The organism is Nonomuraea sp. NPDC004702 (assembly GCF_053601695.1).
On the sequence record NZ_JBSGCE010000064.1, the window covers coordinates 37,959 to 51,086 of the forward strand.

A 13,128-nucleotide genomic window follows, 5' to 3' on the forward strand; every position below is an offset into this window, starting at 1 on the left:
CATATCACCTTACTCGCATAAAAATGACAACTAGGCATTGCTGATATCTCAACCCACTCGTACTGTGATCCCAGTCGCTCCGTAGAACGAAGGAGATCCAGTGCCCCCCAGTCACGATCCTCGACCGTCCGGCTGGCGAGTCGGCGCCGACATCGGCGGCACCTTCACCGACGTCATCGCGCTGGGGCCGGACGGCCAGGTCGTCCCCATGAAGCTGTTGTCCACCCCGCCCGACTACGGCGCGGGCGTGGTGGCGGCGACCACCGGCGTGCTCTCCCTGGCCGGTGCCCGGCCCGAGGCCGTGGTCGCGATGCTGCACGGCACGACCGTCGCCACCAACGCGATCCTGTCGATGAACGGCGTGCGCACCGCGGTGGTCACCACCCGCGGCTTCCGCGACGTGCTGGAGATCGGACGGCTGCGCCGGCCGGTGCTCTACGACCTGTCATGGTCCAAGCCCGAACCCCTCGCCCGGCGACGCGACCGGCACGAACTCGACCAGCGGATCACGGCCGACGGCCGGCTCGCCCCACCGGCGAGCGAGGACGAGATCCGCGCGCTGGCCGGACGCCTGCGCGCGGACGGCATCGAAGCGGTGGCCGTGTGCCTGATCAACTCCTACGTCCGCCCTGACGAGGAACGGCGGGTCGCCGCACTGCTGCGAGCCGAACTGCCCGGCGTGTACGTCACGGCGTCGGTCGACGTCTCCCCGCAGCCGCACGAGTTCGAGCGCACGAGCACCGCCACGGTCAACGCCTACGTCGGCCCCACCGTGCACGGTTACCTCACCCGGCTGGAAGCGGGGCTGCGCTCGGCGAAGGTGCGCGCGCCCCTGCTCGTCATGCAGTCCAGCGGCGGACTGCTCGATGCGGCCTCCGTCGCGCGGCGGCCGGTGCAGATCATCGAGTCCGGCCCGGCGGCCGGCGTCACCGCCGTGCAGAAGCTCGCCCAGCTGATCGGCCTGTCCACGGTGGTCGCGTTCGACATGGGCGGGACCACGGCGAAGGCGTCCCTGATCGAGCACGGTGAACCGTTCGTCTCGGCCGACTACGAGGTCGGCGGCGGCATGAACGGCGCCCGCGGGCTCAGTTCCGGCGCCGGGTATCCGGTGCGGGCGCCGTCGATCGACATCGCCGAGGTCGGTTCCGGCGGCGGCAGCATCATCTCCGTCGACGCGGCGGGCGCCCTGCACGTGGGGCCCGTCAGCGCCGGCTCGCGTCCCGGCCCTGCCTGCTACGGCCAGGGCGGCGAGCTGCCGACCCTCACCGACGCCAACGTGACGCTCGGCTACCTCAGCCCCGACGCGCTGGCCGGCGGCCGGGTGGCGATCCACCCGGAGCTGGCCGTGAAGGCGTTGTCACCGGTGGCCGAGCAGCTCGGCGACGACGTGGCGGGCGCCGCGCGCGGCGCGTACCAGGTGGCGGTGTCCAGCATGACGACCGCGGTCAAGGCGGTGACCAGCGAACGAGGGCGTGACCCGCGGGAGGCCACCATGGTCGCCTTCGGCGGCGCGGGCCCTCTCTACGCCGCCGCGCTGGCCCGCGAACTCGGGATCTCGACCGTGATCGTGCCCGTGCACCCGGGACTGTTCAGCAGCCTGGGCCTGCTCGTGGCCGACACCGAACGCCAGGAGCTCACCCCGTACCGGGCCGGCTTCGCCGACGTGGGCGCGCTCGCCGCGGAGTTCGCGCGGCTGTCCGCCCACGTACGCGACCAGCTCGGCGCCGACGCCGTCGTGGACCGGCTCCTGGACATGCGCTACCGCGGCCAGCGATTCGAACTGCGGATCCGGGTGCCCGACGGCGACCTCACCGAGGACCTGCTCGCCGAGACGCGGTCCCGCTTCCACGCCGAGCACCGGCGCACCTACGGCCGGGCCGGCACGGACGAGCTGGTGGAGCTGGTCAACCTCCGGGTACGCGGCCGGCTCCCCACCCAGGTGTCCATCGCGGACGTGCTGGGCCTGCCCCTCGCCCCCGGCGGCGAGCCCGCCGTCCGCGAATGCCGGTTCGACCGGACCGTGCCCACGCCCGTCGTGGGCCGGTCGGATCTCGGCCCGGAACCGGTCGAGGGGCCGATGGTGATCGAGGACATGGACGCCACCACCCTCGTCCCGCCCGGCGCCCGGGTGCATCGCGACCGGCTCAACAACATCGTCATCACCTGGAGCGCCTCATGATCCGCGACGCCGTGACCTTCGAGGTCTTCCGCAACGCCGTCACCGGGATCGCCGACGAGATGGCGATCACGATCCTGCGCACGGCTCACTCGCAGCTCGTGGCGTCCAGCATGGACTTCTCCGCCGCCCTGTGCGACGCGCGGGGCCGGGTGATCGCCCAGGCCAACACCCTGCCGGTGCACCTCGGGTCCATTCCGGACGCGATGGAGGCGATCCTCGACGAGTTCGGCGACCGGATCCGTCCGGGAGACGTCTACCTGCTCAACGACCCGTCCCTGGGCGGCATGCACCTGCCCGACATCTTCGCGGTCGCCCCGGTGTTCGCCGGAGAGGACCTCCTGGGCTTCGCGGTCACGGTCGTCAACCACACCGACGTCGGCGGGTGGGCCGCCGGTTCGATGGCCGTGCAGTCGACCAGCATCTTCGCCGAAGGGGTGCAGATCCCGCCGTCGTGCCTGGTCGAGGCCGGCACGGTCAACGAGACGTTCCTGCGGCTGATCCTGCGCAACGTGCGCGAGCCCGAGCTGCTGCGCGGCGACCTCGAATCCCAGCTCGCGGCCTGCCACACCGGAGCCGAGGGGCTGCGCGCCCTCGCGGCGCGGCACGGCGTCCACGGGCTCGCCGCCCTCGTCGACGAGCTGCTCGACTACTCCGAGACCCTGCTGCGCGCCGCGCTCGCCCAGGCCGTCCCCGGCGCCTACGAGTTCCTCGACCACATCGACGACGACGGCCTGGGGTCCGGGCCGATCCCGATCCGCGTCAAGGTCACGCTGTCCGGGTCGGGGATCGAGCTCGACTTCACCGGCTCCTCGCCGCAGGTGGACTCCGCGCTCAACGCGACGGCCTCCTTCACCCGCTCGGCCGCCTACGCCGCCCTGCAGGGCGTGCTCGCCTCCGACATCCCGGCCAACAGCGGCTTCTACCGGCCGTTCAGTTTCGTCATCCCGGAAGCCTCCATCCTCAACGGCCGGCGGCCGGCCGCGCGCGGCGCCCGCGGGCTCGTCGGCTTCCGGATCATCGACGCCGTGCTCGGGGCGCTCGCCCCGGTGTTCCCCGCCCGGGTGCCGGCCGCCGGGGAGGGCGGACCTGACGGGATCGCGATCGGCCTCGTCGGGCCGGACGGGGAGTCCATGGTGTTGTGGGACCCGCTGGCGGGCGCGTGGGGCGCGCGTCCCGACCGCGACGGCGTGGACGGGATCAGCTCTCTGGGCGCGAACCTGACCAACACGCCGGTCGAGGAGCTGGAACGCTCCGGTCACCTCCGCATCGACGGTTACGGCTACCTCCCCGACAGCGGCGGAGCGGGCCGCTGGCGCGGTGGCCTGGCGACCTTCCGCGACATGACGCTGCTGGCGGCCGAGGCCAAGGTGCAGATCAGGTCCGACCGGCGCACGTTCCTGCCGTACGGGCTGGCCGGCGGCGCGCCGGGAACCCCCTCGCTCAACATGCTCGACCCCGGCGGTCCCGGTGAACGGGTGCTGGAGTCGAAACCGCACTTCGAGATGACCGCGGGGACCCGCCACCGGCACGTGACCGCCGGCGGCGGCGGGCACGGCGTCCCCTTCGAACGCATCCCTGAACTGGTCCTCGAAGACGTCCTCGACGGCAAGGTGACCCACGAGGGAGCCGAACGGGACTACGGCGTCGTGATCACCGCGGACGGCGTGATCGACCGGGACGCCACCGCCAGGCTGCGAGGCCGGGCGCGCTGAAGCCGCCGCACACCCCCCACACCGATTGGAACCCCCCATGAGTTCACCCGTCGCGACCCCACCGAGCACCGTCTCACCGCGCACCTGGCGCAAGGTGGGCGTCCGGATCATGCCGCTGGTCGGCCTCGCCTACGTGGCGAGTTACATCGACCGCGCCAACGTCGGTTACATCGCCGCGCCCATGTCCCGTGACCTGGGCCTCGGCAGCGGCCAGATCGGCCTGGCCGCCGGACTGTTCTTCATCGGCTACGTCCTGTTCGAAGTGCCGAGCAACATGATGCTGAGCCGGTTCGGCGCGCGGAAGTGGATCGCCCGCATCATGATCACGTGGGGGCTGGTCACGGCGGCGACCGCGGCCGTGAACTCCCCGGCCACGCTGTTCGCCGCGCGGCTCCTCCTCGGGTTCGCCGAGGCCGGTCTGGCCGCCGGGATCCTGCTCTACCTGACGTTCTGGTTCCCGCGCCGCCAGCGGTCCTGGGCGCTGTCGACCTTCATCGTGATGATCCCGCTGTCCTCGATCATCGGCTCTCCGCTGGCCGCCGCGCTGCTGGAGTGGGGCCAGAGCCTGTTCGGCATCGCGGGCTGGCGGGCGCTGTTCCTCGTCGAGGGCATCCTGACGGTCGTCGTCAGCGTCCTGATCTTCGTCTTCCTGCCGAACCGCCCGGCCGACGCGCGCTGGCTCGACGACGAGGAGAAGGCCGCCATCGAGAACGTCCTGGCCGCCGAAGCCGCCGAACAGCGCGCCCGCGGGGCGCTCACCGGGCTGCGCCAGGCGCTGACCAGCGGCCGGGTGTGGGCGATGGCCGTGACGTGGTTCGCGATCGCGTTCGGGCTCTATCCGCTGCAGTTCTTCCTGCCCACGATGATCAGGTCCCTCACGCAGAGCGTCGGTGAGTCCGCCGACGTCAGCAGCGTGCTGCTGTCCGCGATCCCCTACGTGGTGGCCGCGGTCGCCCTCCTGACCTGGGCTCGCCTGGCCGCGCGCTGGACGGCGGTCACGGCCACGGCCGTCCCGATGGCGCTCGGCGCGGCGGGGCTGCTGCTGGCGACCTTCACCAGCAGCGGCACGCTGTTCGTGCTCGCTGTCTGCCTGAGCGTCGCCGGGATCATCACCGCGATGCCGCAGTTCTGGCGGATCCCGGCGATCGGCCTGACCGAGGCGGCCGCCGCCTCCGGCATCGCCCTGATCAACTCCGTCAGCAACGTCAGCGGATTCATCGGTCCCTACTTCACCGGGACGATCGCGTCCGCGACCGGCAGCTTCACGTACGCGCTGCTGGCCATCGCGATCATCATGGCCGCCGGGCTGGCCGTCCTGCTCACCGCGGGACGCCGGATGGAGCGGCTGGACGGGAGCCTGTCATGACCGCCGCCGACCGGCAGGGAGGCAGGGCGTGAACGCCGCGCTGCTGCACCGGCTCCGGGCCGAGCTGGACGAACGCCGGGCGACCACCGGACTGCGCCGCGATCTCGTGGTCTCGGGCCCTCAGGGGCCGGCGCTCGGCGTGGACGGCGAGTGGCTGGTGAACTTCGCCTCCAACGACTATCTCGGGCTCGCCGGCGACCCGGAGGTCCTCGACGCGGCCCGGCGGGCGCTGCGCGAGACTGGGCTCGGGGTGGCGGCGGGCCGGGTGCTCTGCGGCACCCGGGCCGTCCACGGCGAGCTGGAGGCGTGCATCGCCGAGCTGGTCGGCGCCGAGGACGCCGTGCTCCACAACTCCTGCTTCGACGCGAACCTCGGCCTCTTCGACGCCCTGCTCGGCCCGCAGGACGTCGTCCTCAGCGACGCGCTCAACCACGCCAGCCTGATCGACGGCATCCGCCTCACGAGGGCCCGGCGGCGCGTCTTCGCCCACGCCGACCTCGACGAGCTCGAACGCCACCTCATCGAGTTCGCCGGCGCGCGCCACCGCCTCATCGTCACCGACGGCGTCTTCAGCATGGACGGCGACGTCGCCGCGCTGCCCCGGCTCTGCGAGCTGGCCGAACGCCACGACGCGGTGCTCGTGGTCGACGACTCGCACGCCACCGGGGTGCTGGGCACGACCGGCGGGGGCACCGCCGAGCACTTCGGACTGAAGGGACGCGTCGACGTGCTGACGGGGACGCTCGGCAAGGCACTGGGCGGCGCGGCCGGCGGCTTCGTCGCGGGCGACCGCGCGCTGGTCGAGACGCTGCGCCAGGTCTCGCGGCCCTACATCTTCACCAACGCCATGGCCCCCGCGCTGGCCGGGGCGGCGCTGGCGGCGATCCGCATCGCCCGACGGCGTCCCGATCTGCGGGAACGCCTGGCCGCCAACACCGCCTGGCTGCGCCGGGCGTTGCGCGACCTCGGCTACGAGGTGCCGCCGGGGGAGCATCCGATCATCCCCGTGATGCTGCGCGGCGGCACGCTGGCCCTCGACGTGGCGGCGGCGCTCCGCCGCGAGGGCGTGCTCGCCTTCGCGCTCTCCCACCCGGTCGTCCCGGCCGGCGAGGAGCGGATCAGGGTGCAGGTCTCGGCCGCGCACACCGCCGGCCAGCTCGAACGGGCGGCGGCCGCCTTCGGCCGCGCGCGTGCCGTCCTGGCCGGCTCATGAGCACCGCCGAGGGGCTGCGGGCGCCGACCAGCGCCGACGGCCGGGAGCTGGCGGGCCGGGTCGCGATCGTGACCGGCGGGGCCCGCGGCATGGGCCTGGCCGCGGCACACGCGCTGGCCCGCCGCGGCGCGACCGTCGCGGTGTTCGACCTGGCCGCGCCCGGCCCGGGAGAGCTGGCGGCGACGCTGGCCGTGCCGGCGGACCGCGTCCGGTCGCTCGCGGTGGACGTCACGGACGGCGACCAGGTCGAGCGGGCGTTCACCGCGCTGCTGGCGGAGCTGTCGCGGCTGGACATCCTGGTCAACGCCGCGGGCGTCGCACCGCCGACCCCGTTCGAGGAGATCACCCGGGCCGAGTGGAACCAGGTGCTGGCGGTCAACGTGCTCGGGACGGTCCTGTGCTGCCGGCAGGCGCTTCCCGCGATGCGCGCCCGGAGCTGGGGCCGCATCGTCAACTTCTCCTCCACCGCCGGCAAGACCATCAGCACCGCGGGCGGCGCCCACTACACGACGGCCAAGCACGGCGTCCTCGGGCTCACCCGGCACCTGGCGAAGGACTACGGGCCCGACGGGATCACGGTGAACGCCGTCTGCCCGGGACTCATCGACACCCCGATGGCCCGCGCGCTGCTGCCCGGAGAGGCGCTCGAACGCGCCACCCGGTCGTTCCCGGTGCCCCGCGTCGGGCAGCCCTGGGAGGTCGCCGAGCTCGTCGCCTTCCTCGCCTCGGACCGCGCGGCGTACATCACCGGGGCGGCCATCGACATCAACGGCGGCGACCTGATCGTCTGACGCGCCGCCGACCACCCGCAACCAGCACCCCACGAGAAGGTGAGCTTTCTGTGAGCACAGGGACAGTCAGGATAATCCGGCACCGGATCGGCGGCCGCGAGACCGCCGGCCGGTCGAGCCGCACCGCCCCGGTATGGAACCCCGCGACCGGCGCGCATCAGGCCGACGTGCTGCTGGCCGAGCCCGCCGACGTCGACGCCGCGGTACGGGCCGCGCGTGCCGCCCTGCCGGGCTGGGCCGACACCTCGGTCATGCGGCGCTCGCGCTTGATGTTCGCCTTCCGCGAGCTGGTCGACAAGCACCTCGACGACCTCGCGCGGCTGGTCTCCGCCGAGCACGGCAAGGTCCTCGACGACGCCAGAGGCGAGCTCGTCCGCGGCCTGGAGGTGATCGACTTCGCCTGCGGGATCCCGCACCTGCTCAAGGGCGAGTACTCCGACCAGGTCTCGACCGACGTCGACCTGTTCTCGTTCCGGCAGCCGCTCGGCGTCTGCGCCGGGATCACGCCGTTCAACTTTCCCGCCATGGTCCCGCTGTGGATGCATCCGATCGCGATCGCGACCGGCAACACGTTCGTGCTCAAGCCCTCCGAACGCGACCCCTCGGCGGCCAACCTCATCGCCGATCTCTACGCCGAAGCCGGTCTGCCCGACGGCGTCTTCAACGTCGTCCACGGCGACAAGGTCGCGGTCGACGCGATCCTCGACCATCCGGACATCGACGGCGTGTCGTTCGTCGGCTCTACGCCGGTCGCGCGGTACGTGTACGAGCGCGCGACCGCGGGGGGCAAGCGCGTCCAGGCGCTCGGCGGCGCCAAGAACCACGCCGTCGTGCTGCCCGACGCCGACCTCGACCACGCCGCCGAGCATCTGGTCGCGGCCGGGTACGGCTCGGCGGGCCAGCGCTGCATGGCGATCTCGGTCGCCGTCGCGGTCGGCGACGTGGCCGAGCCGCTCGTCGAGCTGATGCGCGAGAAGGCGCAGGCGATCAAGGTCGGACCGGGGCTGGAGGCCGGGTCCGAGATGGGGCCGGTCGTGTCGGCGGAGGCGCTGGAACGGATCAGGGGCTACATAGACTCCGGCGTCGCCGCGGGCGCCGACCTCGTCGTCGACGGGCGCGAGCTCGACATCGAGGGCGACGGCTTCTTCGTCGGGCCGACGCTGTTCGATCACGTCACGCCCGAGATGGACGTCTACCGCGACGAGATCTTCGGCCCGGTGCTCGTCGTCGTGCGGGTCGGCTCGCTCGACGAGGCGATCGACCTGATCAACGGCAACAACCTGGCCAACGGCACGGCGATCTTCACCAGGGGCGGCCACGCGGCGCGCCTCTTCCAGCGCTCCGTGCAGGTCGGGATGATCGGCGTCAACGTGCCGATCCCGGTGCCCATGGCGTTCCACTCGTTCGGCGGCTGGAAGCAGTCGCTGTTCGGCGCGCACCACATGCACGGTCCGGAGGGCGTCGCGTTCTACACGCGCGCGAAGGCCGTCACCAGCCGGTGGCCGGAGGAGCGAGAGGACGGCCCGCGCCACCGCGGCGACCTCTCCTTCCCGACGGCGGTCTGACCGGACGGCCCGGCCTCCGACCGGCCTCGCGCCGCACCCCGGAGGCCCGGCCCCCGCCCGGCGCGGGCTACGCCCGCGGGCGCGACCCGGGCAGCTCGATGTGCGCCCGGCTCACCGACGTGCTCTTCGCCAGCACCTGCAGCAGGTCGCGGCGCACGCGCTCGCACCGCGCGCGCATCGCGTCCCGGGCGGCGTCCGCGTCACGCGCGCGCAGCCCCTCGTAGACGGCTCCCAGCTCGCCGGGCGGGCTCGCGATGCCGGGATCGATCAACGCGGCCATGCGCAGAACCCGTTCCAGCTCGTCGAGCACGTCGACGATGGCCTTGCCGAGGCGAGGGTTGCCGCTGAAGTTGGCGATGATGCCCTCGAACTCGATGCCGGCCTGGAGCGACTCCTCCTGTTCCACTTCGCCCGCCGCGAGCGCGATGGGCACCTTGGACAGCGCTTCGAGCCGTTCGAGCGCCGGCGCCGTGACTCCGAGACGCGCCGCGGCGGCGGCCGCCTCGCCGGACAGCAGCGTCCGCAGGGCGCACAGGGCGTCGGTGTCCTGCAGCGTGATCGGGCTGACGACGTAGCCCGCGCGCGGAAGCGCGGTCACCAGCCCGTCGCGCCGCAACCGGGCCAGCGCCTCGCGCACCGGCGTCTTGCTGATCCGCCATTGCTCGGCGAGCGACGTCTCGGTGAAACTGCTGCCGGGCGGCAGGGTCAGATCGATGATCTGGCGCCTGATCGCCCGGTAGGCCTGGCTCGTGCGGTCGAGGCCGGTCTCGTCCGTGCCGACCAGCAGCAGCGCGGGGATGTGCGGCGTTCCGCTGACCACGCCATGGATGTCGGACATCGCGCCAGAATACCAATTCTCAGCGTTGATACAGCAGCTCGGCCGTCCCGCATCGGATAGAGATATTTATTCTTGTTGTTGATATCTCAGTGTGCGATGCTTCGTTCCATGCAGCGAAACTCCTGGTCCCTTCCCGCCGCGAGCGACTTCCCGGCGCTGGGGGCGATGAGCACCCGCGCCCGCGCGGAGCGCGGCGCACGCGACGGTGTGCGGATGCTCCCGCTCGTCGGCGCCCCGATCCTGCCCATGCCCGAGCACGTACGGCGGGCGGTGGCGGGCGCGATGGACCTGCCCGACCCCCGCGACACCCGCGGCCTGCCGGAGCTGCGCGCCGCGATCGCCGCCGAACTGGAGCGCGAGCACGGCCTGCGCGTCGATCCCGAGCGCCGCCTGCTGATCACCCACGGAGCGATGCAGGGGCTCTTCCTCGTGCTGCGCACGGTGCTCGCGCCGGGCGACGAGGTGATCGTGCCGACCCCCACCTACTTCTTCGACGGCGCCATCCGCGAGGCCGGCGCCACGCCCGTCGGCGTCCCGTCCCGCGAGGGCGACGGCTGGGCGCTCGACCTGGCCGGTCTGGAGGCCGCCGTCACCAGCCGCAGCCGGGCCGTGCTGCTGTGCAATCCGACCAACCCGACGGGCTATCTCCCCGACGCCGCCACCCTCGCGGCCGTGGTCGACCTCGCCGCCCGCCACGGGCTCCTCGTCATCTCCGACGACTCATGGCAGCACTTCACGTACGACGGCCACCGCTACCACCCGGTGGAGGCGTTCGCCGACCGCTGGCCGCACCTGGTCACCGTCACCAGCCTCAGCAAGTACTACGCGCTGGCGAGCTGGCGGCTCGGCTACGTCCTGGCGCCGCCACCCGTCATCGACGCGCTCAACCGCCGCTTCGAGTGGGAGGCGGTGTGTTGCGGAGTGGTTCCGCAGCGGGCCGCGGTCGCCGCACTCACCGGCCCACGCGACTGGCTCGACCTGGCGCTCTCCGCCTACCAGGCCAAGCGCGACCTCGTCTGCGACGGCCTCGCCGCCAGCGGCTTCCCCCCGCCCGTACGGCCCGCGGGCGGCGCCTTCCTGCTCGCCGACTGCTCATGCCTCGGTGAGACCCCGGCCGCCATCGACCGCGCACTCCTGCGGAACGGCATCGCGACCGTGCGCGGCGCCGACATGCACGCTCCCGACACGCATGTCCGCATCACGTTCGGCTCCGACGAGGGAACGCTCGCCGAGCTGGTCCGCGGCCTCGCACAGGCCCGCCGAGCGTCGTGACGTGCCCGCCCGTCGGCACGGGCCGCGGGACGGTTCATGACTCCTGTCATGTTGAGCCGATGACAGCCGCGACTGACCGCGGAACCGCGTTCGGATCATGCTTACGCCATGAACATCCGGACGCTTGGAAAGAACGCCTCGGCCGTCGTCCTGACCGCCGGGATGGTGCTGGCGGCCAGCCCCGCCCAGGCCGCCCCCGCGCGGGAGACCGGCCTCGACCGGCAGGCGCTGCGGCAGTCGCTGGACGCCGTGCACGAGGCCGGCATGTACGGCATCTACTCGACCGTCCGCGACGGCGAGCGCAGCTGGCGGGGCGCCTCCGGCGTGGCCGACGTCGCCACGAAGCGCCCCGTGCGCCCCGGCATGGCGCACCGGGTCGGCAGCATCACCAAGACGTTCACCGCCGTTGCCCTGCTCCAGCAGGTGGCCCGCGGCGCCGTCGAACTGGACGCCCCCATCGCCCGCTACCTGCCCGACGTGGTGCCGGGCGAGCGCGGCCAGAAGATCACCGTGCGGATGTTGCTCAACCACACGAGCCACATCGCCGACCACGTGGGCCCGGCCTTCCCCTCGCTGCTCCAGGGCACGTTCGAGAGCCTCGACGACAACCGTTTCCGCACCTTCTCCCGCCGGGAGCTGGTCGAGCTGGGCCTGGCCGCCACGCCCACCGGCGAGCCGGGCGCCACGCCGGGGATCTACTCCAACACCAACTACCTGATCGCCGGCCTGCTCCTGGAGAAGGTGACGGGCGAGAACGCCGAGCAGTACATCACCCGCAACGTCATCCGCAAGGCGGGGCTGCGGCACACGTCCTTCCCGCGCACGCCGGTCATCCCCGGCCCGCACTCCAAGGCGTACGAGTCGATGTTCGGCTTCATCGACCCGCCCAAGGACTACAGCGTCTACAACATGTCGTGGATCACCACGGCGGGCGCCGTCGTGTCCACGATGGAGGACCTCAACCAGTTCTACCGGGTGCTGCTGCGCGGCGGGCTGATCGGCCCGGCCGAGCTGGCCGAGATGCAGAAGACCGTGCCCGTGGCCGGCGTGTCGGACGCGTACGGCCTCGGCATCTACGCCACCGACCTGCCGTGCGGACGGTTCTGGGGCCACAGCGGCGGCGTCTTCGGCATGGCCACCGACTCCTACACCAGCCCGGACGGCGCCCGCCAGCTCTCCATGGGCGTCAACCGCACGAAGTACCAGAGCCTGGACGAGAACGGCAACATCGAGATCAGCCCGATCGACTACGCCACCGTCGACTATCTCCTGCTGGGGCTCTGCGGCCAGAGCGCGGCGCGCACGAAGGCGGCGCAGCCGCAGATCGTCCCGTTCGCCGTGGACCGGCTGGTCTCCGTCAAGCGCTAGCGTCACACCGCTCACCACGGCTTACGTCGATGCCGCCGGCTCACCCCGGCGGCATCGGCATGCCGGCAACGGTCGTGTCAGCGGCGGCGTCAGTGCGGTGACGGCTCGGTGTCAGGGCTGTCCGCGAGGGTCTACGCATGGCCGCCGGACCGGTGACGGATCCGGCGGATCGACCACCGCGACAAGGAGACACGATCATGGCAATCGGCGGGAACGGCTTCTCCGAGCAGGGGCTGCGCAGGCTGCGCGAGGTGCTGGCCCGGCACGTCGACTCGGGGCGGATCCCGGGCCTGGTCGCCCTGGTGAGCCGCGGCGAGGAGACGCACGTCGAGGCGATCGGCACGATGCGGCACGACGGCGGCGCACCCATGCGCCGCGACACCGTCTTCCGGATGGCCTCCACGTCCAAGCCCGTCTCGATCGCGGCGGCCATGGTGCTGGTGGACGAGTGCCGGCTGCGGCTGGACGACGTGGTCGACCCGTGGCTGCCCGAGCTGGCCGACCGGCGCGTGCTCACCAGCCCCGGCGCGCCGCTGGACGACACCGTCCCGGCCCACCGGCCGATCACCGTGCGGGACGTGCTGACCTCCACCTTCGGGCTCGGCATGGACTTCACCGCGCTGGGCAAGCCGATCATGAACGCGATCTTCGAGCGGGGCCTCACCCCGAACCTGCCGGTCGAGATGCCCGAGCCGGACGAGTGGATGCGCCGCCTGGGCGAGCTGCCGCTGATGTACCAGCCGGGCGAGCAGTGGCAGTACCAGATCAGCAGCGACCTGGTCGGCGTGCTCGTCTCCCGGGTCACCGGCCGGCCGTTCGAGGAG

The 13,128-nt window shown here is 72.5% G+C and carries 10 protein-coding genes; 9 read left to right on the plus strand and 1 reads right to left on the minus strand.

Annotation, left to right across the window (positions count from 1 at the left end):
- Positions 1-100 precede the first annotated feature (100 nt).
- Genes ACWEJ6_RS44170 through ACWEJ6_RS44195 form a run of 6 tightly spaced genes read left to right on the plus strand, consistent with a single transcriptional unit; the run spans position 101 to position 8,826 of the window.
- Positions 101-2,179, plus strand: a complete 2,079-nt coding sequence (locus ACWEJ6_RS44170; RefSeq protein WP_452431440.1) for a hydantoinase/oxoprolinase family protein — start codon at positions 101-103, stop codon at positions 2,177-2,179.
- Complete coding sequence (locus tag ACWEJ6_RS44175) at positions 2,176-3,891, plus strand: hydantoinase B/oxoprolinase family protein (protein ID WP_452431441.1); 1,716 nt, start codon at positions 2,176-2,178, stop codon at positions 3,889-3,891. Before ACWEJ6_RS44170 ends, ACWEJ6_RS44175 begins: the two co-directional genes overlap by 4 nt.
- Positions 3,892-3,928: 37 nt before the next feature.
- Positions 3,929-5,257 (plus strand): MFS transporter, encoded by a 1,329-nt coding sequence (locus ACWEJ6_RS44180; protein WP_387676289.1) that lies wholly within the window; start codon positions 3,929-3,931, stop codon positions 5,255-5,257.
- Between the two features lie 28 nt (positions 5,258-5,285).
- Positions 5,286-6,470: a glycine C-acetyltransferase gene (locus ACWEJ6_RS44185; protein WP_452431442.1), complete on the plus strand. Its 1,185-nt coding sequence runs from the start codon at positions 5,286-5,288 to the stop codon at positions 6,468-6,470.
- Complete coding sequence (locus tag ACWEJ6_RS44190) at positions 6,467-7,261, plus strand: SDR family NAD(P)-dependent oxidoreductase (RefSeq protein WP_452431443.1); 795 nt, start codon at positions 6,467-6,469, stop codon at positions 7,259-7,261. The genes ACWEJ6_RS44185 and ACWEJ6_RS44190 overlap by 4 nt, the downstream gene beginning before the upstream one ends.
- A gap of 50 nt (positions 7,262-7,311) precedes the next feature.
- A complete protein-coding gene (locus ACWEJ6_RS44195; RefSeq protein ID WP_452431444.1) occupies positions 7,312-8,826 on the plus strand; it encodes a CoA-acylating methylmalonate-semialdehyde dehydrogenase in 1,515 nt (504 codons plus the stop codon).
- 67 nt (positions 8,827-8,893) lie between these two features.
- Here ACWEJ6_RS44195 and ACWEJ6_RS44200 read toward each other — a convergent pair whose 3' ends face one another.
- Positions 8,894-9,664, minus strand: coding sequence for a GntR family transcriptional regulator (locus ACWEJ6_RS44200; protein ID WP_358297803.1), 771 nt, complete (start codon positions 9,662-9,664; stop codon positions 8,894-8,896).
- Positions 9,665-9,772: 108 nt separating this feature from the next.
- Here ACWEJ6_RS44200 and ACWEJ6_RS44205 point away from each other — a divergent pair, with 108 nt between their 5' ends.
- The 3 genes from ACWEJ6_RS44205 to ACWEJ6_RS44215 all read left to right on the plus strand — a co-directional run.
- Positions 9,773-10,936, plus strand: coding sequence for a pyridoxal phosphate-dependent aminotransferase (locus tag ACWEJ6_RS44205; RefSeq protein WP_452431445.1), 1,164 nt, complete (start codon positions 9,773-9,775; stop codon positions 10,934-10,936).
- A 108-nt stretch (positions 10,937-11,044) separates the two neighbouring features.
- The gene (locus ACWEJ6_RS44210) at positions 11,045-12,304 is read left to right on the plus strand and encodes a serine hydrolase domain-containing protein (protein ID WP_452431446.1); all 1,260 of its coding nucleotides are present in this window, start codon (positions 11,045-11,047) and stop codon (positions 12,302-12,304) included.
- 197 nt (positions 12,305-12,501) lie between these two features.
- Positions 12,502-13,128 (plus strand): serine hydrolase domain-containing protein (locus ACWEJ6_RS44215; protein ID WP_452431447.1); only part of this gene is annotated, 627 nt, incomplete at its 3' end.

What these genes read in the sequence shown, in the direction of transcription:
- ACWEJ6_RS44205 (WP_452431445.1), top strand. Translation starts at nt 9,773, where the DNA reads ATGCAGCGAAACTCCTGGTCCCTTCCCGCCGCGAGCGACTTCCCGGCG.
- ACWEJ6_RS44210 (WP_452431446.1), top strand. Translation starts at nt 11,045, where the DNA reads ATGAACATCCGGACGCTTGGAAAGAACGCCTCGGCCGTCGTCCTGACC.
- ACWEJ6_RS44180 (WP_387676289.1), top strand. Translation starts at nt 3,929, where the DNA reads ATGAGTTCACCCGTCGCGACCCCACCGAGCACCGTCTCACCGCGCACC.
- ACWEJ6_RS44200 (WP_358297803.1), bottom strand. Translation starts at nt 9,664, where the DNA reads ATGTCCGACATCCATGGCGTGGTCAGCGGAACGCCGCACATCCCCGCG.
- ACWEJ6_RS44175 (WP_452431441.1), top strand. Translation starts at nt 2,176, where the DNA reads ATGATCCGCGACGCCGTGACCTTCGAGGTCTTCCGCAACGCCGTCACC.
- ACWEJ6_RS44190 (WP_452431443.1), top strand. Translation starts at nt 6,467, where the DNA reads ATGAGCACCGCCGAGGGGCTGCGGGCGCCGACCAGCGCCGACGGCCGG.